The following is a 21,034-nucleotide window of genomic DNA, read 5'->3' as shown; positions in this document are numbered from 1 at the left end:
TAACTTTTCGTTGGATGGAAAAGAAAAAGATCCATATGTTTTTCTTTCGGGAATTTGCAAGCGGCTCCGGCTGTAAAATTTGAAAAGATGCTCACAGGATGTCCACAAAAAAAGCGATCGGACCGAATACTCCGTATCAGGAAGTTAGAGATTTTCAAATCGAAATATGAACAGCTTTTGCACAGCCGTTCCTGCGGAAAATCCTAACTTTGTCGCGGAAAAGTTCGTTGTGCGAAACTTTCCGACTCCGGATGGACGAAATACCTTATATATCTTATCAACCGATTCCGGATACGGTGTCGAGCCTTTCTCCGTGGGGAAAGACCGCTTGGTGCGGTTCCGCAGAGACCGATGTCCGGCCGGATACGGCAGGACTGCTGCGTCCGGCTCGTTTGGATTCCGAAGTCTGGGGTTCCGGGTCGACTGTATCGGCCGGAATGACACCGCACGGGTCTCTGAACCGCGTCGACCAGGGGGCCGGGCCTTGGCAGACCTCGGTGGTGATGGTCGTATTGATCTGTTTTTATTGTTATATTCTGTACCGCTTCCGCCGGGACTTGATGAGCTGCCTGAAAAATATCGGCCGTACCGAGGATACGCTGACTTTGATGGAAGGACAAGGGGCCGATTTCGTTCATTTTCTGCGCAGCGGTATCATTCTGGCTGTGCTGAGCGGCGCGTCGCTGATTATGGCCTGGCTGGAACTTCAGCTGCCCGGAGTAGAAAGCTATTATCTGTTTTTCGGAGCAGTGGCTGCTTTCTTGGGTGTGGTATCGTACCGCCGGGCGGCATTCTGGGTGATGCGGTGGCTGACAGACGACAAAAACATCTTCCGCGAAGTGACTTTTATCAACCGGATCAATACAGCGTTCATAGCCGTTTTCTATACCCCGCTGGCCGTAATCATCGGCGTCAGCGGCCGGCTTTTCCTGGTCGGCACCGTCGTATTGGCCGGTTTGGTGGTTTATCACTTTAGGTCTCTATATAAATACTTTAGGATAAGATCGTTTTCTAAATTGCAATGGATTTTGTACCTTTGCACCGTCGAAATCCTGCCGGTGAGCTTCATAATCGCTTTGGCAATTCGGAAGAGTGGGATCAATTAATATGGTGAACGCATTGAAAGTAAAGAGGATACTTATCTCTCAACCGGCCCCGTCGTCAGACAAATCACCTTTTTCGGAACTTATTTCCAGGCATAAAGTCCAGATCGACTTCCGTCCTTTCATCGCTGTCGAGGGGGTTACGGTCAAGGAGTTCCGGGCGCAGCGGGTGGATGTGCTGGCGCATACGGCTGTCATATTCACTTCCAGGAAGACGATCGACAATTTTTTCCGGATTTGCGAGGAGTGCCGGATTGCTGTGCCGGAAGATATGAAATACTTCTGCGTGACGGAAGCGATCGCTCTGTATTTGCAGAAATACATCGTTTACCGCAAACGCAAGATATTTTACGGGACGGCGACTTTCGCCGACCTGATGGAAGTGGTGGCCAAACATCGGGAGGAGAAGTTTCTCGTGGCCCTGTCCGAGCCTCATAAACCGGAGATCCAACAGCTGCTTGCCAAAACCGGGGTGAAGTTCACCAAGATCATTCTGGCGCATACCGTGCCGGCTGATCTTTCGGACATCGCGATCGACAATTACGAACTGATAGCATGTTACAGTTCGGCGGACATTCGGGCTTTGCATCAAAATTTCAATTCATTGCCGCAGGGTATGATCGTGGCTACGCTGGGCAATGCGACGGCCAGGGAGGCGCTGGCGGCGGGACTGACGGTGGATATTATGGCACCGACGCCGAAATACCCGTCGCTGACCATGGCGATCGACAAGTATATCGCGGCTTTGAACGGGGGAGAGTCGGTCGAAGAGTTCGGGGTCAGGGAGTTGCCTGAACCGCAGGCTGTTGCGGTGGCGACACCGAAGAAGTCTGCAAAAGCCAAACCGGTTTCGACCGCTGCAAAAACTGTGGCGGGAGGGCGGAGGACTGTGGGAAAGAAATAACGGATTTACAGTGATGATTTTATGAACGGTTCGCAGGCCGGCTCTATCGAAACAGGACGTTATACGTTGCCCAAAGCCGAACGGCTGGCGAAACGCAGCGATATAAAACGCCTCTTCGCTCACGGAGAGGCGTTTTTGGTCTATCCGGTCAAATGCACATATCTTTTTCGCCCGAGCGGGGAGGGTATCGGTGCCCGGAACCGGATCATGGTCATTGTGTCCAAGCGGAACCACCGGCGGGCGGTGGCCCGGAACCAACTCAAACGCAGGATGCGGGAGGCTTACCGGCTCAACAAGCGTTCGGCGGGGGAGGGGAGCAGTGGGGTAGGGCTGGATATCGCCTTTTCGTATATAGCCAAAGGAGAGCCGCTCGACTATCGGACTATCGAGAAAGCAGTGGTCTCTATTCTGAATAAATTATGCACGATCCGGAACCAGCGAAATCTGTCGGAAGTATCTGGCGTCGAGTAGCCGCCGCACCGTTCATCGGGCTGATTCGGTTCTACCGGGCGGCGATCTCGCCTTTTCTGCCCAATGCCTGCCGGTTTACTCCCACGTGCTCGCAGTATGCGCTCGAAGCGTTCCGAAAATACGGGCTGTTCAAAGGTTTGTATCTTTCCGTGAAGCGCTTGTCGCGCTGCCATCCGTGGGGCGGCAGCGGGTATGATCCTGTGCCGTAGTGACTGTCGGTTTTACAGGATGCGGAGGCTGGGTACGTGCAATAAAACTTAGGGTTTTTTATCGTCTCGAGCCGGCGGGGCTTCTACTTTCTTTGTCAGCAAAGAACTGAGCAGCATTACCGAGGGCAGAGACCGCTTGCGGGCTATGCCGAGATAACGCGAGGAAGCCGACAGGCAAAACAAGTACAGCGCAATTCAAGAGAACGATACCCTCCGAGAGTAGTGAAATAACCGGAAGAATGAAATAATACATGGCAGAAGATCCCGTCATCGCTTTTCCACCGGACATCCCGACACAGGCACCGCCCCGCAAAGGACAAAAAACACCTGTGCCCCGCGGCCAGTACAAAACCCGCGGCATCGTCCTGCACGCCATGAAATACGGCGAGCGGAAACTCATCGTCCATATCCTCACCGCCCGGTACGGCCGGCGCAGCTATATCGCCAAACTGAGCGCCCACAACAACGGCCGGGGCCTTTACCAGCCCTTGTTTATTCTCGACTTCGACGCCTGGGCCGGACGCGGCGAACTGCACCATATCGAACAGCTCCAGATGGCCTTCAGCCTCTCCAACCTGCCTTTCGACATCGTAAAAAGCACCATTGCGCTGTTTCTGGCCGAACTACTTTACCGCTTGATCCAGGAAGGAGAGCCGGACGCCGGTTTGTACCGCTTCGTCGAAGAATCGGTAGCCGAACTCGATGCCATGGAAGACGGGGCAGCCAATTTCCACCTCTGGTTTCTGGTGAGGCTGACAGAATATATGGGCTATGCGCCCCGGGACAACTACGAAGCCGGATTTTCGCTGGATTACCGAAACGGGACTTACACCTCGCAGCCCCCGCTGCATACGCTGACAATGCCCCCCGCCGAAGCGACCCTGTTCCATACCTTGAGCCGCTGCATGCCGGGAGAACTGTCGCGAATCGGCCTTTCGCGCGAGCAGCGGGTGTCGATGTTAGAGCACCTGACCGATCTCTACGGATTCCATACGGACGCCATTTACAACGTCAATTCGCTCCGCATCCTCTCCGAAATATTCTGATCCTCGCCGCAGGATTTTACCGCAAAGCCGATGAAGACGGTTCAGCATGTCCGGTTTTTTTCGCCCCGAACCGACGTTTTTCACGAAAGATGATAAGGAAATAAAAGAAAAAACGTATATTTGTACCCGTAACTCGCCGCAGGGCTTGTTATCCGGACGGCTCCGTAGTTCAATGGATAGAATATCAGATTCCGGTTCTGACGATATGGGTTCGAATCCCGTCGGGGTCACACGTAAAACACTTTTCACTCCCGCTTCCCGATTCCGGAAGGCGGGATTTTTTATTCGGGACAGAGGCGATTCTGCGCTCGCCGGGCCCGCTCCGATCCCGGACGCCAGGAGTGGGGCCGAAACCAAACAGTCATCGCTCGGGTTATGTTCGGAATTTTTGCTGTCATGTGCCTCGGAATTGCAGCCGGGTGGGTGAGCCGCCGGTTGCCGCATCTGCGCCGCGCGGCCGGAAAAACGGTTACCGCCGCCATTTTGATGCTGATGCTCCTGCTCGGCTCCGAAGTGGGCGGCAATCCTTTGGTACTGCGCAACTTCGGCTCCATAGGACTGACCGCCGTGCTGTTGGGAGCAGGGACGGTGGCCGGCGTACTGTTTGCAGCCAAAGTTTTGTGGAGATACGGTTTCTGCAAAGTGGCCCCGAGGGCATCTTCTTCGGTGACCGGCGAAAAGCTCGAAAACGGCGGCGGCAGCCGGTTCAGTTTCGTGATCGTCGGGACGTTCGCCGCCGGCGTGGTGCTGGGTGTCTTCACCCCGGTCGCGCAGTGGGTCACGTCGTGGCCGCTGGCTGCCGGGACGTTGTATCTGCTGATGCTGGCTGTGGGGATCACCATCGGCAGCGATACGGCCACTCTCCGAAGCCTCGTGCGCCAGCCTGGACGCAGTCTGCTGGTACCGTTGGCGACGCTGCTCGGATCGTGGGCCGGGGTAACGGTCGCATGGGGTATTTTGCAGTTGGCGGGGGGCCGTCCGATGCTTTGGTCGGACGCGATGGCGGTGGGATCGGGGCAGGGTTACTATTCGCTTTCGGGGGTGCTGCTGAGCGAGCTGAGGGGGCCGGAGATCGGGACGATCGGCCTGCTGGCGAATATCGCGCGGGAATTATCGACGGTAACGGGTGCGGGATGGATGGTGCGGCATTTCTCGCCGCTGGGGCCGATTTGTTCCGGCGGTGCGACGACGGTGGATGTTTCGTTACCGGGCATTATCCGGTACTGCGGCCCGCAATATCTGGCGCTGGCGGTATTGCAGGGTGTGGTCGCAGATCTTTCAGTACCTCTTTTCGTGCCGTTTTTCGCCGGGCTGGCGGGGTAGGTTTCGGAACGATCATTAGTACGTACCCGCATAGAACAGTTCCTTTTAACTTCGCTACGCTCATTTTCTGCGCGTTACCTCGGCATAGTCCGCAAGCGGCATCTGCTCTCGGGACGCTGCTCGGTTGTGAACAACCGACGCTACCAGCGGTGCCGCTCGGCACTCGAACCGGGCTGCCTCTACCCTGAATAAGGTGAGCGGCGAGGAGGAACCGAGCAGCGTTCCGAGGGCAGAGACCACTTGTGGGCTATGCTGAGGTAGCGCGAGGAAGCCGGAGGCAAAACAAGCGCAGCGCAGTTAGCGAGAACCAGAAACCGACGCAGCAGCCGAGAGCCGTCGAGCTTGCTCGAATGGCCGAGGCGCCAGGAAGAAGGCGAAGCCAAACTTTCTGAGATGCTTGCGCATTTCTTGATGCCTGCCGGGTCCCCTTTTTTCGATCCTCTTGGGCCGGGAGCAATAGACCGCTCTTAATATTGCGGTTCTTTAGAACCGCCGACCTCCGCGGTGCCGCCGGGCACTCCGACCGGGAGTTTGCTCAGCCTTAGGGGGTGGGTGCGAGGCCGAATACGCAGAACTTTTAGCGTACTATTTATTTTTCAGTCCGGAGCCTGCGCGGGCAAGACCTTCAGGTTGCAGCCCTGCGCCGGGGGAGGCTCCGGGCTGGCCGCTGACGCGGGAACAGATCGTCCGTTAATTGTACGGTTTCAGACGGCACAGTGACACATCAACGATCGGTTTGATAAAACTTCCGGGATAGCGGAGACCCGCGCCTATGCCGCCACAGATAGAATAGAAGAATGCGATTCGTTTTCGCAGTATTCACACCGATGGGTCAGGCTTATTGTCAAAACACTATCTTTGCCCCTATGAACACCATCGACATACTGGTATGCCTCGTGCTGGCACTGTGCGTATGGAGCGGGTGGCGCAACGGTATTCTCGTGCAGCTGAGCGGCATTGTGGGAATCGTCGTCGGGACATGGGTCGCCTACCGGTTCTCGCACGCCATAGGACACTGGCTCGACATCGAAGAGATGCCCTCCGAGGCACTCTTCATTATCGTCCTGATCGGCGTATTGATCTGCGTCATTTTACTCTGCCAGCTCGTTACCCGGTTGTTGAAAGCGGGCGGTCTGGCCGGGCCGCTGCGTTTGCTGGGCGCCCTGTTCGCCGTGGCGAAAGGATTGCTGCTTGCGGGATTGGCCGTGGTGGCGATCGAGGCAGCAATGCCGTGGCTTTCCGCAAAAAAACGGGCTTCCCTCGGCAAAACGCTGAAAGAAGCCCGCAGTTATACACTCCTGAAAGGAATCGGGAATTACGTTTTTCCCTATATCGTCAGCAGCGCTAAAGCCGTGGCAGGGGAATTCGAGAACCGTTATCCGACCGTCGAGCCGACCGGCGCTGTTTCCGAAGCGGATTCGTCATCGGCGACAGGAGCCACAACAGATAATTTGCCCGTCGGCGATTCCGCCATCAGAATCATCCCTTGAGACTCGATCCCGCGGAGCATCCGCGGCGCAAGATTCACCAGCACCAATACCCGTTTGCCCACCATCTCTTCCGCCGAGAAGCATTCCGCAATCCCCGACACGATCGTCCGGGTATCCAATCCCGTATCCACAGTCAGTTTCAGTAACTTCTTGGTCTTCGGCACCGGTTCCGCCGCGATCACTTTCGAGACACGAATATCCATCTTCGCAAAATCGTCGAACTGCACCATCTCCTCCTTCGCCGGAGCAACCGTCGCGTTCGCCGCCGCATTCGCAGCCTTGGTCGCCTCCAATTTTTTGAGTTGCGCCTCGACCACCGAGTCCTCGATCTTCTCGAACAGCAGCTCCGCCTCGCCTAATTCATGCCCCGCCTCCAGCAACGTCATACAGCCGATATGATCCCACCTCAACGCCGACGACGGCAAACGCAGCATCCCGGCCAATTTCTTCGCCGTAAACGGCAGAAACGGTTCGGCCGCGATCGCTAAGCCCGCCGTAATCTGCAACGAGATGTTCAGAATGGTCGCCACACGGGTCTCATCCGTTTTTATGACCTTCCACGGTTCGGTATCCGCCAGATACTTGTTCCCCAACCGCGCCAGATTCATCATCTCCTTCAAAGCCTCGCGGAACCGGTAATTCTCGATATTCTGTTCGATCGCCGCTTTGATTCGCGGAATCTCGCCGATCGTCTCCCGGTCATAGTCCGTCAGCCCCGCCGCCGGATCCACCGCCGGCACCCGACCCCCGAAATACTTGTGCGTCAACACGAATGCCCGGTTCACGAAATTCCCGAAGATCGCCACTAACTCGTTGTTGTTCCGGGCCTGGAAATCCCGCCACGTGAAGTCGTTGTCCTTCGTCTCCGGCGCATTCGCGCACAACACGTACCGCAGCACATCCTCCTTGCCCGGAAACTCGTCTAAGTATTCGTGCAGCCACACCGCCCAGTTCCGCGAAGTGGAAATCTTGTCGTTCTCCAAGTTCAGAAACTCGTTGGCCGGCACGTTCTCCGGCAGGATGAAATCCCCGTGCACCCGGAGCATCGACGGGAAGACGATGCAGTGGAAGACGATATTATCCTTTCCGATAAAATGGACGAGTTTCGTATCCTCGTCCTGCCAATACGGCCTCCACCCCTCCGGGTCTCCTTTCCCGGCGAAAAGTTCCTTGGTGGCCGAGATATAGCCGATCGGCGCGTCGAACCACACATACAGCACCTTTCCTTCCGCCCCTTCGACCGGCACGGGAATCCCCCAGTCCAAATCGCGCGACACGGCTCTGGGCAGCAATCCCCCGTCCAGCCAGCTCTTGCACTGTCCGTACACGTTCGATTTCCACACCTCATGTTCTCCGCCGTTGTCCGCCCCGTGCTCCTTGAGTATCCATTCGCGCAGCATCGGTTCGTACTTGTCCAACGGCAAAAACCAGTGTTTCGTCTTCTTCAGCACCGGCGTCGCCCCCGTGATCGCAGACTTCGGATCGATCAGCTCTGTCGGCGACAAGGTCGAACCGCACTTCTCGCACTGATCCCCGTAAGCCCCCTCGCTCTGACACTTCGGACAAGTCCCCGTGATGTACCGGTCGGCCAGAAACTGCTGCGCTTCGGGGTCGTAGTATTGCTCGGTGGTCTGTTCGATAAATTCCCCCTGTTCGTACAGTTTCCGGAAGAAATCCGATGCGGTGCGGGCATGGGTCGCGCTGCTGGTTCTGGAGTAGATGTCGAAGCTGATCCCGAACCGCCGGAAAGCATCCTTGATAATGCCGTGGTATTTGTCCACCACGTCCTGCGGTGTGACGCCCTCTTTTTTGGCTTTGATCGTAATGGGCACCCCGTGTTCGTCCGAACCGCAAATGGAAATCACGTCCGCGCCTTTGCCCCGCAGGTAACGCACGTAAATGTCGGAAGGCACGTAAACCCCAGCCAGGTGGCCGATATGTACCGGTCCGTTGGCATACGGCAGCGCCGAAGTAACTAAATATCGCTTAGGTTGTTTCATGGAAGTCGTTTCGTCGTTCAATATAAGAAGTAAAAACCGGTTATTCGGCCGACTGCGGCAATGCCCGGTAGGCCTTCAGCCCCGATTCGAGGAAGTTGATGAAGCCGTTCACGTCCAGGTCGTACGAGCGCGGCGTCACCAACGGTTTCCCCTCATTATCGAGCAGCACGTAGTACGGCTGCGCATTGATCCCGAACCGCTCGATCTGGAACGATGCGTTGATCTTGCCCAGCGTCTTGCGCACCTTGCCGTCCGGCGTGGTCACCCAATCCGCCTCCGGCAGCTGTTTCTTGTCGTCTACATAGAGTGCGATAATCACATAGCTATCCTTGAGGATACGCTGCACTGTCGGATCGCTCCACACATTCGCTTCCATCTCGCGGCAGTTCACGCAGCCATGCCCCGTAAAATCGAGAAAGACCGGCTTCCCCACCGCCTTGGCGTACTCCATCCCCTGCCTGTAGTCGAAGAAGCCTTCCAAACCGTGCGGCAGGTGGAGAAAATCGCTGTACTTCGGCGCCCCTCCCTCGATTTTCGAGCGGTCGAGCGTCGAGACGGCCCCTCCTGCAGTGGAAGCCGCCCCGCTGCCGGCAGAAGCCGACAAGTTGAAGTCCATCGTCGAGAGCGGCGGCAGGTATCCGCTCAACGCCTTGAGCGGCGCGCCGAACATCCCCGGAATCAGGTAGACCACGAATGCGAACGTGATGATCGAGAGGAACAACCGTTTGACACTCACATATTTCGTCTCGCTATCGTGCGCAAAGCGAATTTTACCCAGCAAGTAGAATCCCAGCAGCGTAAAAATCACTACCCAGAGTGCCACATAGACCTCCCGGTCGAGCAGCCCCCAGTGGTAGGTCTGGTCGGCCACACTCAGGAACTTCAAGCCCAGCGCCAGTTCGATAAACCCAAGCACCACCTTGACCGAGTTGAGCCACCCGCCCGACTTCGGCAGATTCTTGAGCAGCGACGGGAAGAAGGCGAAGATCGTGAACGGCAAGGCGAACGCGGCCGAGAAAGCCAGCATCGTGAAGATCGGCTCCCAGATCGCTCCCTGGGTCGATTTGACCAGCACCGTCCCCACGATCGGCCCGGTGCAGGAGAACGAAACCAACACCAAAGTCAAGGCCATGAAGAAGACCCCGACCAAGCCCCCCTTGTCGGCTTTCGAGTCGCTTTTGTTGACTAACTTCGACGGCATCGTAATCTCGAACGCCCCGAAGAACGACGCGGCGAAAATCATGAAGATCAGGAAGAAAAGGATGTTCGGTACCCAGTGTGTCGCCAACCAGTTGAAAATGTCGGCCGTCACGGAATCCCCGCCCACGAAATAGGTAATCAGGATAATGGCTGCGATCGGCAAGGTGTACAGCGCCACGATCGACAGTCCGTAGAACGAAGCCATAAACCGCCCTTTCGCTTTGTTGTCGCTCCCTTTCATGAAGAAGCTGACGGTCATCGGCACCATCGGAAAAACGCACGGGGTCAATAAAGCCGCAAATCCCCACAAGATCGCTTCGACAATAATAGTCCAAAAACTCTTGTTCTCGTTCTGCTGCAACCCCTCGAACGACGTCTCGCCCGGTACGGTCGTCGTGTCTGTCGTTGCGACCGAGGTATCAGTCGTCTCCGTCGCCTCTATGGCCGCTTCCTGAGGCGCCGCAGTCTCTGGAATAACCGAAGTCGAAGTCGGTGTCGCCAGTTTATTCGGCGTGATCGTCACGGTAAAATCTTCGTCGGTCGGCGGCAGACAGCTCTGGTCGTCGCAGGCCTGCCATTCGACATTCCCTCGGATAACGATCGGCTTACCTTGGGCAGCCCGCTCCGGCGACACTCGAAAACGCTGCACGAACCGCGCTGTTTTCGCAAAGTAACCGATCTCCATCCCGAAAATCTCGTCTTGCACGCGGGTCGGCTGGGTCTGCTGGACGATCCCGCCGTCGAGCGTGACGCCGTCGGGCAGGGTAAAGGTAAAGGTCGTGGCATTCGGCCCCCCCTCATACGGTCCAATGTCGTACATATGCCAGTCGCCGTCGATCGTGGCGGTCATCTCGGCCTGCTGTCCCGATGCGGTGAAAGTCCATTTTACCGGGTTTTCGATCGGCTGGGCCTCGGCGGTCGCCGTGCCGATGCCGCACAGGCCGCACAAACTCAGAAGAGTGGCGATGATCGAATGTTTTCGTTTCATAATTTGGGTTTAGGTATGAAAAACGTTGTATGTCGGTCGTTATTGTATCTGGTGTATTCGGTGTATCGGCATATTCGGTTATCGAACGCTGTGCTCGATTGCAGTCCCCGCCGGCTCCGGCCGCTCCTCTATTTTCGTGTACTGGCGGAAACCCGGTTCGCAAAACCGGTCGGTCTTCGCTCATGCCGCGGGGCACTTTTTCTTAGCCGTCTCGAGCCGGGTGCCGCTCGGCACTCGAACCGGCGTTTTTTCATTGCCCTCCTGCCGGGCGGGCATTTACTTTCTTGAGTGACCAAGAACCGAGCAGCGTACCGAGAGCAGAGACCGCTTGCGGGCTATGCCAAGGCAGCGCGAGGAAGACCGCAGGTCAAAGGAAGCAAAGAAAAGTGCCGGGAATCGGTTTCACCTTGTCGAAAGCCGGTCGTTCAGCCCGGCTTTCTCAAGGCAAAACGCGACATTCCCGGGGTGCTTTCGTGCTCAGAAAAATACCTCGGCTGTGATCTCCCTATGTCGGGCGCAGCCTCGCCCCGCGGAGGGTGCCGCTCGGCACGCGAGCCGAGCTGTAACTACCCGAAATATCATCCGCGGGCTGCGGCCTGTTGCAGATCAAAAATGGGCTTTATTCCGCGCGCTGGCGGAAATCCGGTTTGGCTGCGATCTTCCTATGTCGGGCCGCAGCCTCCCGCAGCGGAGGCCCGCAACTTCGTTGCTTAGCTCCGCAGGCTGCAACCCGATGCTGAACTTGTCCCTCGCTGGGCATACAAAAGAACTTCTCGGTTTGATCTCTCGATGACGGGCTGGACGCCTCTCCTCGGGAGGCCCGCAACTCGGCGGAGCTCGTTGCGTTCTCTCCCGGGCGCCCAACCCGGTGCCGCTCGGCACCCGAACCGGGCTGGAACTACCCTCAGTTTCCCGGGCGTCCGACCCGGTGTCGCTCCGGCACACGATCCGCACCCTTCGGGTGTTTTATTGGTCTGCCGGCCGCAAAATAAACTACCCTAAAGTACGGAACCGCTCTCGGGCCGGCAGGCCCCGCTTAAATTAAGTCCTCTCAAACTCCGACAAAAGCCCCAACGGGGCCCCGCGGTGAGTGGGCGAAACTGCGTTTCGCTTGGCCGGAATGTCCCGAACCAAATCCGCCGAAAAGAGATGGCACCCGCCTCAGGGTCAAAGTGCGCTTATTTCCCCGCAATCTTGGCCCACGAATCCTTGAGGCCCACCGTCCGATTAAAAACCGGAACGCAATCGCCTTTCCCGGCAGAAGGCAGACCCGTGTCCGCGCAGAAATAGCCCAGCCGCTCGAATTGGAACTTTTCGCCCGGCTGCGCTTCCGCCAGCGCCGGCTCGATCCACGCCCAAACCACCCGCAGCGAGTCCGGATTGAGGTTGTCGAGGAACGTCGCCCCCGGAACCCCCTCCGGCACCTCGTCCGGATTTTCTGCGGCGAATAAGCGGTCGAACAACCTCACCTCCGCCGGCACCCCGTGTTCCGCCGACACCCAGTGGATGATCCCCTTGACCTTCCGTCCGTCTGACGAACCGCCGCCCAGCGATAGCGGGTCGTAAGTGCACCGCAATTCCAGCACCTCCCCGGTCTGCGGATCCTTGACCACCTCGTCGCACCGAATCAAATACCCATACCGCAGCCGCACCTCTCCCCCCGGCCGCAAGCGGAAAAACTTCTTCGGCGGTTCTTCCATAAAATCGCTCCGCTCGATATACAGTTCCCGGCTGAACGGCACTTTTCGCCGGCCCGCTTCCGGGTCTTCCGGGTTGTTGACGCATTCCACATATTCGGTCTGCCCCTCCGGATAGTTGGTAATCACCACCTTCAGCGGATCGAGCACCGCCATCCGCCGCAGGGCGGTTTTGTTCAAATCCTCGCGCACGCACCACTCCAACAGCCCGAGGTCGATGATGTTGTCTCGTTTGGCCACTCCGACCTTTTCGGCGAACATCCGGATCGACTCCGGCGTATAGCCCCGCCGCCGCAGGCCGCTGATCGTCGGCATCCGCGGGTCGTCCCATCCGGTGACGTATCCTTCCTTAACGAGCTGCAGTAGCTTCCGCTTGCTCATCACCGTGTAGGTCAAGTTGAGCCGCGCAAATTCGTACTGGTGGCTCGGAAAGATACCCAGTTTTTCGATGAACCAGTCGTACAACGGCCGGTGGACATCGAATTCGAGGGTGCAGATCGAATGGGTAATGCGTTCGATGGAGTCGCTTTGGCCGTGGGCGTAGTCGTACATCGGATAGATGCACCACCGGTCGCCTGTGCGATGGTGGTGCGAGTGGATGATGCGGTACATCAGCGGGTCGCGCAGCAGCATGTTCGGGTGCGCCATGTCGATCTTGGCCCGCAAAACTTTTTCGCCGTCTTTGTATTTCCCCTCGCGCATTTCGGCAAACAGGCGCAGGTTTTCTTCGACCGACCGGTCGCGATAGGGTGAATTGACACCGGGCTGTGTCACGGTCCCCCGCCCGATCCTGATCTCTTCCTGCGTCTGGTCGTCGACGTACGCCAATCCTTTCTTAATCAGTTCGACCGCCCAGTCATAGAGCTGCTCGAAGTAGTCGGACGCATAATGTTCCTCGGCCCACTCGAATCCCAACCAACGGATGTCTTCCTTGATGGAGTCGACGTATTCGACGTCTTCCTTGACGGGGTTGGTGTCGTCGAACCGCAGGTTGCATTTCCCGCCGTATTTCTTGGCCATCCCGAAGTTGAGGCAGATGGATTTCGCATGTCCGATATGCAGGTAGCCATTGGGTTCCGGCGGAAACCGGGTGTGTATGTGGGTCTCGCCTCCGGCGATCGACTGTTCGATGATCTCTTCTATAAAATTGAGCTTCTCGGTGCTTTCCATAACCTTGCGCTTTGATCTATCTTGCAAATATATCGCTTTTGTCTTTGTGAACGGGAGGGTATTGTTCTTTTTGTGAACAAAAAGAACCAAAAAAACTTTAGAGCGCATCCCTGCGGGATGCTTTGGCCGTGTCAGCCTGTGTTTGTGGTGGGGTTCTTTTTGGCGCGCCTAAGTTTTACACCGCCCCTGCGCGCCCAAAAAGAACCCCCACCACACAACCTTAAGGACTGCGGAGCCTAAGGCATAGCGCAGCTATCTCAAAAGTTCTTTGCGCCGCTTTCTTACAAGAAAGCGGCAGTTCCATCCGGCACATAAAGCAAAAAGCGATAGTTTTGCAGGTTGGAATCAAAGTAAAAGAGCGAATGAGCAAGACAACGATCGAATTGGAGAACATGGAGTTTTATGCCTTTCACGGCCATTACGAAGAAGAGCAGCGCGTCGGGAACCGGTTTCGCGTAGACCTTTCGTTCGAGGTCGATGGTGCGGAGGCGGCGCAGACCGACGAGCTCGGCGACACGGTCAGCTATTTGGATGTGTACGAGTGTGTGCGCGAGCAGATGGAAGTCAAATCGCACCTGCTGGAACATGTTGCGCGCCGTATCGTCGACGCTCTGCACGAACGTTTTCCCGCCATTTCGGCCTTGCGGCTGAAGGTGTCCAAAATGGCCCCTCCGTTAGGTGGTCAGGTTGAGAAAGTTAGCGTGATCATTTCGGAGTAATTAGCTGGTAAACAATCATTTAATTAAATGTTAATAAGTTTTTCGGGTTGCTCGTCCGGCCGGAAAGATAAGGTCTTACCTTTGCATAAAACCGCAGGTTTGGCACTGTTCCGGATGGAACCGTTCTTTCTTTGAAAAGAAAGGCCCCGTTGGGGCTTTCCGGGCTGTAATTACCCTAATCCTTAGGCTCCGCAGTCCTCTTGCATTGCGGTTTCTTTTGGCCGGGGCAATAGACCGCTCTTAATATTGCGGTTCTTTAGAATCGCCGCCCTCCGCGGTGCCGCCGGGCACTCCGACCGGGAGTTTATTCAGCCTTAAGGGGTGGGCGCGAGGTCGAACTGAGGAGTAATAGAGCGGTCTATTGCTCCGCCCAAAAGGATCGAAGCCAAGGGTACCCGGCAGGCTCAAGAAATGCGTAAGCATCTCAAAAAGTTTGGCTTCGCCTTCCTCCTGGCGCCTCGGCCATTCGAGCAAACTCGACGGCACTCGAACCGGGCTGCCTCTACCCTGAATAAGGTGAGCGGCGAGGAGAAAAACGAGCGAAACGAAGTTAAAGAGAACAGTATCCTCCTGAATACGTACATAACGAACCATATAAAAAAGTAACCCTATTTTATGCAAGAGTTGAAGCAGTACAGTTACGAAGAAGCCGTAGCCGGTGCGCGCGACTACTTCAACGGAGACGAACTGGCAGCAACCGTTTGGGTCAGCAAATACGCCCTCAAAGACTCATTCGGGAAGATTTACGAATGCTCGCCGGAACAGATGCATCGCCGCATCGCGCGCGAGTTGGCGCGTATCGAAGCCAAGTATCCGAACCCGATGAGCGAAGAAGAGATTTACGGGATGCTCGACCATTTCAAGTACGCCGTCCCACAGGGAGGGCCGATGACCGGGATCGGGAACGATTTGCAGATCGCATCGATCTCGAACTGTTTCGTGATCGGGCACGAAAAGCCGGCAGACTCGTACGGCGGGATCATCCGGATCGACGAAGAGCAAGTGCAGCTCATGAAGCGCAGAGGCGGGGTGGGGCACGACCTGTCGCATATCAGACCCACAGGTTCCCCGGTGCTCAATTCGGCATTGACCTCCACCGGGATCGTGCCGTTTATGGAACGGTACTCCAACTCCACCCGCGAAGTGGCGCAGGACGGGCGTAGGGGGGCATTGATGCTCTCGCTCTCCATCAAGCACCCGGACGCCGAGCGGTTTATCGACGCAAAATTGGAGCAGGGGAAAGTGACCGGAGCCAATGTGTCGATCAAAGTGGACGACGAATTCATGCAGGCGGCGATCGAGGGGAAACCCTACAAACAACAGTTTCCCATCACGGGCGACAAACCGATGGTGTCCGGGGAAGTCGATGCGGCGGCACTGTGGAAGAAAATCGTACACAACGCCTGGCAATCGGCTGAGCCCGGAGTTTTGTTCTGGGACACCATTATACGGGAATCCATACCTGACTGCTATGCGGACTTGGGGTTCAGGACAGTTTCCACCAATCCGTGCGGCGAGATTCCGCTGTGTCCGTACGACAGCTGCCGGCTGCTGGCCTTGAACCTGTACAGCTACGTGACCAAACCGTTTACCCAAGAAGCGAAATTCGATACCAATAAATTCAAGAAACACGTGCGCAAAGCGATGCGCATGATGGACGACATCATCGACATCGAACTCGAAAAAGTAGACGCCATTATCGCCAAGATCGACAGCGACCCGGAAGGAGACGACATCCGCAGAGTCGAGCGGGAACTGTGGGGGAAGATCCGGAAAAAGGCCTTGATGGGGCGGCGCACCGGGTTAGGGATTACAGCCGAGGGGGATATGCTGGCCGCACTCGGGCTGCGGTACGGGTCGGACGAAGCGACGGCTTTTGCGGCGGGATTGCAGAAGACCTTGGCATTGGAGGCTTACCGGGCTTCGGTCGAGATGGCAGGGGAACGGGGAGCGTTCGAGATGTACGATGCGGCGAGAGAAGCGAACAATCCGATGATCCTGCGCATCAAGGAAGCCGATCCGAAACTGTACGACCTCATGGTCAAGCAAGGGCGGCGGAATGTGGCGATGCTCACGATTGCGCCGACCGGGACCACCTCTTTGATGACGCAGACTACCAGTGGGATCGAGCCGGTGTTTTTGCCGGTGTACAAGCGGCGGCGCAAAGTCAATCCGAGCGACAAATCCGTGAACGTCACCTTTGTGGATGACGTGGGGGACTCGTGGGAGGAATACAATGTCTATCATCACCACTTCCTGACCTGGGTCAAGATCAACAAAGGCTTGACCGACGAACAGATCAAAAAGCTGTCGGACAAGGAAGTGGACAAGCTGGTGGCGGAATCGCCGTATCACTTAGCCACCTCGAACGACATCGACTGGGTGGCGAAGGTCAAGATGCAGGGGGAGATGCAGAAGTGGGTAGACCACTCGATCTCGGTGACGGTCAATCTGCCGAACGATGTGACGGAGGCGTTAGTGGACGAAGTGTATAAAACGGCGTGGAAGTCGGGCTGCAAGGGGGTGACGGTCTACCGCGACGGCAGCCGGGCCGGAGTGCTGGTCAAGAAAGACAAGAAAAAAGAGGAGGACGGAATGCCGGCCAGCCGGCCGATGTCGCTCGAAGCCGATGTCGTGCGCTTCAAGAACGGGCCGGAGGACTGGATCGCGTTCGTCGGGCTGTACAACCACAAACCGTATGAAATCTTTACGGGGAAAGTGGACGAAGATGCGCTCTACTTCCCGAAGACCATCAAGAAAGGGAACATCATCAAGGTGATCGAGAAAGACGGAACGAAACGGTACGATTTCCAGTACAAGGACAAGTACGGGTATGTCAATTCGGTGGGGGGGATCTCGCGCTTGTTCGACGAAGAGTTCTGGAATTATGCCAAACTGATCTCGGGCGTTTTGCGGACAGGGATGCCGCCGATCGACGTGGTGAACTTGGTCTCGTCGCTCCGTTTGGACAGCGACACGATCAACACGTGGAAGAACGGGGTGGCCAGGGCATTGCACAAGTACATCCCGAACGGGACGAAGCCGAAGGGAGGCAAGAAATGTCCGGAGTGCGGTCAGGAGGCGCTGGTTTATCAGGAGGGTTGTTTGGTTTGTACGAACTGCGGACACTCGAAGTGCGGTTGATGAGTGCCTGAATCTTTCCTTCTCGAATCGGGTCTGCCGGAATTTTCATCCGGCAGACCCGATTTTTTGTACCAGTCATTTCGGATTCCCGGAGAAGATTTTCCCCGAAATCCGGTCGAAGGAAGGGTTAGCCCCGATTCGCCCCGGAATCCCGGTTCCGGATCGGAAGCGGATGCCTTGGGCCTGACACCGCACACGAAACATTGCTTTCAGTCACGGAGTGCGCGGTCTCGGAAACAGATCAGGGGAGAATAAAACGATCGGGGAGGACTGCCATGCGGCAGCCCTCCCCGATCGATACCCCGTCGAGAAAATTACTTGCGGATCGCCGCAACCCCCGGAAGTTCTTTCCCCTCCATATATTCGAGCAGCGCGCCCCCGCCGGTAGATACATAGCTCACCTTGTCCGCCATCCCGAACTTGTTGATACATGCCACCGAGTCTCCTCCCCCGATCAGCGAATAAGCCCCTTTCGCCGTAGCCGCTACAATCGCTTCGGCAATCGCTCTCGAACCGTTGGAGAAGGTGTCGAATTCAAAAACGCCCACCGGCCCGTTCCACAGGATGGTTTTCGACCCTTCGATCACCTTGCGGAATTTCGCTTCGGTTTTCGGCCCGATGTCCATCCCTTCCCATCCGTCCGGGATGTCGTTAGCCGGGCAAACTTTCACATGGGCGTCATTGCTGAAAGCGTCCCCGCACCGCGCATCGTCGGCCAGCACCAAGTTCACCCCCAACTTCTTCGCCTTTTCGATAATCGCCAGTGCGGTGTCGAACTGGTCTTTTTCGCAGATCGACTTCCCGATCTTCCCCCCTTGGGCCGCCATGAAGGTGTAGGTCATCCCCCCGCCCAAGATCAGGTTGTCCACTTTCTCCATGAGCGACTCGATGATCGTAATCTTTGTGGAGACTTTCGATCCGCCCAGAATCGCGGTAAATGGTTTCTGCGGTGCCTGAAGCACGCCGTCGATCGCTTTCAGCTCGCCCTCCATAATATAGCCGAACATCTTGTCGTTCGGGAAGAACTCGGCGATCAGCGCCGTCGAAGCATGGGCCCGGTGCGCCGTCCCGAAAGCGTCGTTGATGTAAACATCCGCATAGCTTGCGAGCTTTTTCGTAAACTCTTTCTGCGCAGCCTTCACCGCTTTTTTCGCCGCTGCTTTTTCGTCGTCCGTCGCATCTTCCTTGAGTCCGCGCGGTTTCCCCTCTTCTTCCGCATAATAGCGCAGGTTCTCGAGCAACAAAACCTGCCCCGGTTTCAAAGCCGCCGCTTTCGCCGCCGCCTCATTCCCCATGCAGTCCCCCGCGAAGTCAATCTGCTGTCCGAGCCGTTTTTCGACGGTCGGAATAATATGTTTGAGCGAGTACTTGTCTTCCACCCCTTTCGGCCGTCCGAGGTGCGACATGAGGATCACCGATCCGCCCCCGGCCAGCACTTTCTTGATGGTCGGAATCGCGGCCCGAATCCGGGTGTCGTCCGTCACGTTGAAGTTCGCGTCCAGCGGTACGTTGAAATCTACGCGGATGATCGCCCGTTTGCCTGCGAAATTGTAGGTGTCGATTGATTGCTGCATGGTTGTGTGTTTAAGTATGTTCGTGTCAGTGATTGATTCGGTGAACGGTTGTTAGCTGATTCACAACTACAAAGATAGGAATATTTTTGAATATTGCTAAAATTCTTCGGAGGGATACGGAGATATGCCCCCTCCTGCCGATACAGGGAAAAATACCTATCTTTGTTTCAAAATCCAAACCGATGATCGGCTCCCTGTTCAGCTCCACCATTTTCGTCCTTTTCGTGATCATCGCCTTAGGCTTTATCGTCGGGCGTATCAGCATCAAAGGAATTACCCTCGACGTCTCCGCCGTGATCTTCGTGGCGCTCCTTTTCGGCCATTTCGGCATCGTGGTCCCGGCCGAGCTGGGGAATTTCGGGATGACGCTCTTTATCTTCGCTATCGGGATCCAGGCCGGCCCCGGATTTTTCAGCACGTTCAAAAGCAAGGGGAAAACCCTGGCGGGGATCGCAGCGGTGCTTGTACTGACCGCCGCCGTGGTCGCGCTGGCGATGAAATACATCTTCGGCCTGAATGCTCCCGATACCGCGGGGCTGCTGGCCGGAGCGCTGACCAGTACGCCGGGGCTGGCCACCGCACGCGAAATGACGGGCGACAGCGCCGCCATCTCGTATGGTATCGCCTATCCGTTCGGGGTGATCGGGGTGATCCTGTTCGTGAAGCTGCTGCCGCGAATGCTCAAAATAAATATCAGGGACGAAGAGGCCAAACTGAATGCCGACCGGAAAGAGTTGTATCCCGACATCGTGGCGCATGCCTACCGGGTGACCAACCCGTTGATCGCCGGCCGGAAATTGCAGGACATCATGCTGCGGCAGAACACGGGGGCTGTCATTTCGCGCATCGTGCGGGACGGGGAGTCGATCGTACCGCATGCGGGGACGGTTCTCCGGGAGGGCGATCTGGTAAAAATCGTCGGCACGCCGGTGTCGCACGAGAGAGTGGCGGAGTTCATGGGCGAGCGGCTGAACGGGGAGCTGCCTTTCGGCGAGCATGTAGAATTGCAGACGGGGCTGGTGACGTCCAAAGCGCTGGTGAACCGGACTTTGGGAAGTCTGAACCTCCAGCGGAATTTCGGCTGCGTGGTGACGCGCATCCGCCGTTCGGGTATCGACCTCGCGCCGTCGCCGTCGTTGGCCTTGAAATTCGGCGACAAGCTGACGATCGTGGGGCGCAAGGACAGTATGGAGGAGGTGCTGCAGCTGATCGGCAACGAGGGCAAGCGGATTTCGGACACGGATTTCCTGCCGATCGCGCTCGGAATTGCATTAGGGGTGGTCGTGGGCCAGCTTTCGCTCTCTTTTTCGGACGGTTTCGCTTTCTCGTTCGGTCTGACGGGCGGGGTGCTGCTGACGGCGCTGGTGCTGAGCGCGGTGGGAAAAACGGGGCCGGTGATCTGGACGATGTCGGGCTCGGCGAACCAGTTGCTGCGCCAGCTGGGGCTGCTGCTGTTCCTGGCCAACGTGGGAACGGCGGCGGGACAAGGGCTGGTGGCCACATTCATGGACAGCGGATGGTCGCTCTTTGTCAGCGGATTTTTCATTACTTTGCTGCCGATGGTGGTGGCTACGTTGGCGGCCCGCTATTTTTTCCGGATCAATCTGTTGGACCTGCTGGGTACGCTGACGGGAGGGATGACGAGCACGCCGGGGCTGGCGGCGGCGGACTCGATGTCGGACAGCAGTGCGGTGAGTGTGTCCTATGCAACGGTTTATCCGGTGGCGATGGTGCTGCTGATCATCTGCATCCAGATCGTCTCCCTGATTGTCGGCTAAACGGTTCGATTATTCTGTACCCTACTGTGAGTGACTGTTCTTTCTTTGAAAAGAAAGAACCAAAGAAACTTTCAGATAGCTGCGCTACTCCTTAGGCTCCGCAGTCCTTTTGCATTGCATTTTCTTTGGGGCGTGGCAATAGCGGGCGTAAGGCTCGATACTTAATAGCCCGCTATTGCTCACACCCCAAGAGAATCAAAGACAAGGGTATCCGGCAG

General features: G+C 56.7%; 14 protein-coding genes and 1 tRNA gene. 11 read left to right on the top strand and 4 right to left on the bottom strand.

The window, feature by feature from the left end:
• The first annotated feature begins 251 nt into the window (after positions 1–251).
• From Q0Z93_RS03540 to Q0Z93_RS03505, 8 genes are all read left to right on the top strand, one after another.
• On the top strand, positions 252–1,106 hold the full coding sequence (locus Q0Z93_RS03540; RefSeq protein ID WP_298062652.1) for a DUF4271 domain-containing protein: 855 nt from the start codon (positions 252–254) through the stop codon (positions 1,104–1,106).
• Between the two features lies 1 nt (position 1,107).
• On the top strand, positions 1,108–2,007 hold the full coding sequence (locus Q0Z93_RS03535; protein ID WP_298062650.1) for a uroporphyrinogen-III synthase: 900 nt from the start codon (positions 1,108–1,110) through the stop codon (positions 2,005–2,007).
• Positions 2,008–2,028: 21 nt separating this feature from the next.
• Entirely contained in the window at positions 2,029–2,478 is a 450-nt protein-coding gene (locus Q0Z93_RS03530; protein WP_298062648.1) for a ribonuclease P protein component, read from the top strand.
• Positions 2,427–2,687 carry a membrane protein insertion efficiency factor YidD gene (yidD, locus tag Q0Z93_RS03525; RefSeq protein WP_298062646.1) on the top strand — a complete coding sequence of 87 codons (261 nt, stop codon included), beginning with the start codon at positions 2,427–2,429 and terminating at the stop codon, positions 2,685–2,687. Before Q0Z93_RS03530 ends, yidD begins: the two co-directional genes overlap by 52 nt.
• Before the next feature lie 251 nt (positions 2,688–2,938).
• The gene (gene recO, locus Q0Z93_RS03520; RefSeq protein WP_298062644.1) at positions 2,939–3,733 is read left to right on the top strand and encodes a DNA repair protein RecO; all 795 of its coding nucleotides are present in this window, start codon (positions 2,939–2,941) and stop codon (positions 3,731–3,733) included.
• 158 nt (positions 3,734–3,891) lie between these two features.
• Positions 3,892–3,963, top strand: a tRNA-Arg gene (locus Q0Z93_RS03515).
• A gap of 145 nt (positions 3,964–4,108) precedes the next feature.
• Positions 4,109–5,056 carry a lysine exporter LysO family protein gene (locus tag Q0Z93_RS03510; RefSeq protein ID WP_298062642.1) on the top strand — a complete coding sequence of 316 codons (948 nt, stop codon included), beginning with the start codon at positions 4,109–4,111 and terminating at the stop codon, positions 5,054–5,056.
• Between the two features lie 866 nt (positions 5,057–5,922).
• Positions 5,923–6,546: a CvpA family protein gene (locus tag Q0Z93_RS03505; protein ID WP_298062640.1), complete on the top strand. Its 624-nt coding sequence runs from the start codon at positions 5,923–5,925 to the stop codon at positions 6,544–6,546.
• On the opposite strand, the gene metG is transcribed toward Q0Z93_RS03505, so the two are convergent.
• The 3 genes from metG to Q0Z93_RS03490 form a co-directional block, all read right to left on the bottom strand.
• Entirely contained in the window at positions 6,432–8,546 is a 2,115-nt protein-coding gene (gene metG / locus Q0Z93_RS03500) for a methionine--tRNA ligase (RefSeq protein ID WP_298062638.1), read from the bottom strand. The two genes, Q0Z93_RS03505 and metG, sit on opposite strands and share 115 nt — an antisense overlap.
• A gap of 40 nt (positions 8,547–8,586) precedes the next feature.
• Complete coding sequence (locus tag Q0Z93_RS03495; protein WP_298062636.1) at positions 8,587–10,734, bottom strand: protein-disulfide reductase DsbD domain-containing protein; 2,148 nt, start codon at positions 10,732–10,734, stop codon at positions 8,587–8,589.
• Positions 10,735–11,912: 1,178 nt separating this feature from the next.
• Positions 11,913–13,601: a glutamine--tRNA ligase/YqeY domain fusion protein gene (locus tag Q0Z93_RS03490; protein ID WP_298062634.1), complete on the bottom strand. Its 1,689-nt coding sequence runs from the start codon at positions 13,599–13,601 to the stop codon at positions 11,913–11,915.
• Between the two features lie 362 nt (positions 13,602–13,963).
• Here Q0Z93_RS03490 and folB point away from each other — a divergent pair, with 362 nt between their 5' ends.
• Positions 13,964–14,320, top strand: a complete 357-nt coding sequence (gene folB, locus Q0Z93_RS03485; RefSeq protein ID WP_298062632.1) for a dihydroneopterin aldolase — start codon at positions 13,964–13,966, stop codon at positions 14,318–14,320.
• 615 nt (positions 14,321–14,935) lie between these two features.
• Positions 14,936–17,464, top strand: a complete 2,529-nt coding sequence (locus Q0Z93_RS03480; RefSeq protein WP_298062630.1) for an adenosylcobalamin-dependent ribonucleoside-diphosphate reductase — start codon at positions 14,936–14,938, stop codon at positions 17,462–17,464.
• 314 nt (positions 17,465–17,778) lie between these two features.
• On the opposite strand, the gene Q0Z93_RS03475 is transcribed toward Q0Z93_RS03480, so the two are convergent.
• Complete coding sequence (locus Q0Z93_RS03475; protein WP_298062627.1) at positions 17,779–19,038, bottom strand: phosphoglycerate kinase; 1,260 nt, start codon at positions 19,036–19,038, stop codon at positions 17,779–17,781.
• Positions 19,039–19,220: 182 nt separating this feature from the next.
• On the opposite strand from Q0Z93_RS03475, the gene Q0Z93_RS03470 reads away from it, so the two are divergent.
• The gene (locus Q0Z93_RS03470; RefSeq protein WP_298062625.1) at positions 19,221–20,816 is read left to right on the top strand and encodes an aspartate:alanine exchanger family transporter; all 1,596 of its coding nucleotides are present in this window, start codon (positions 19,221–19,223) and stop codon (positions 20,814–20,816) included.
• Positions 20,817–21,034 lie beyond the last annotated feature (218 nt).

The sequence above is a fragment of the uncultured Rikenella sp. genome, from assembly GCF_947628055.1.
Taxonomy (GTDB): domain Bacteria; phylum Bacteroidota; class Bacteroidia; order Bacteroidales; family Rikenellaceae; genus Rikenella.
Note: the sequence above shows the minus strand (reverse complement) of the source record. Positions and strands in the feature narration are given on the sequence as shown.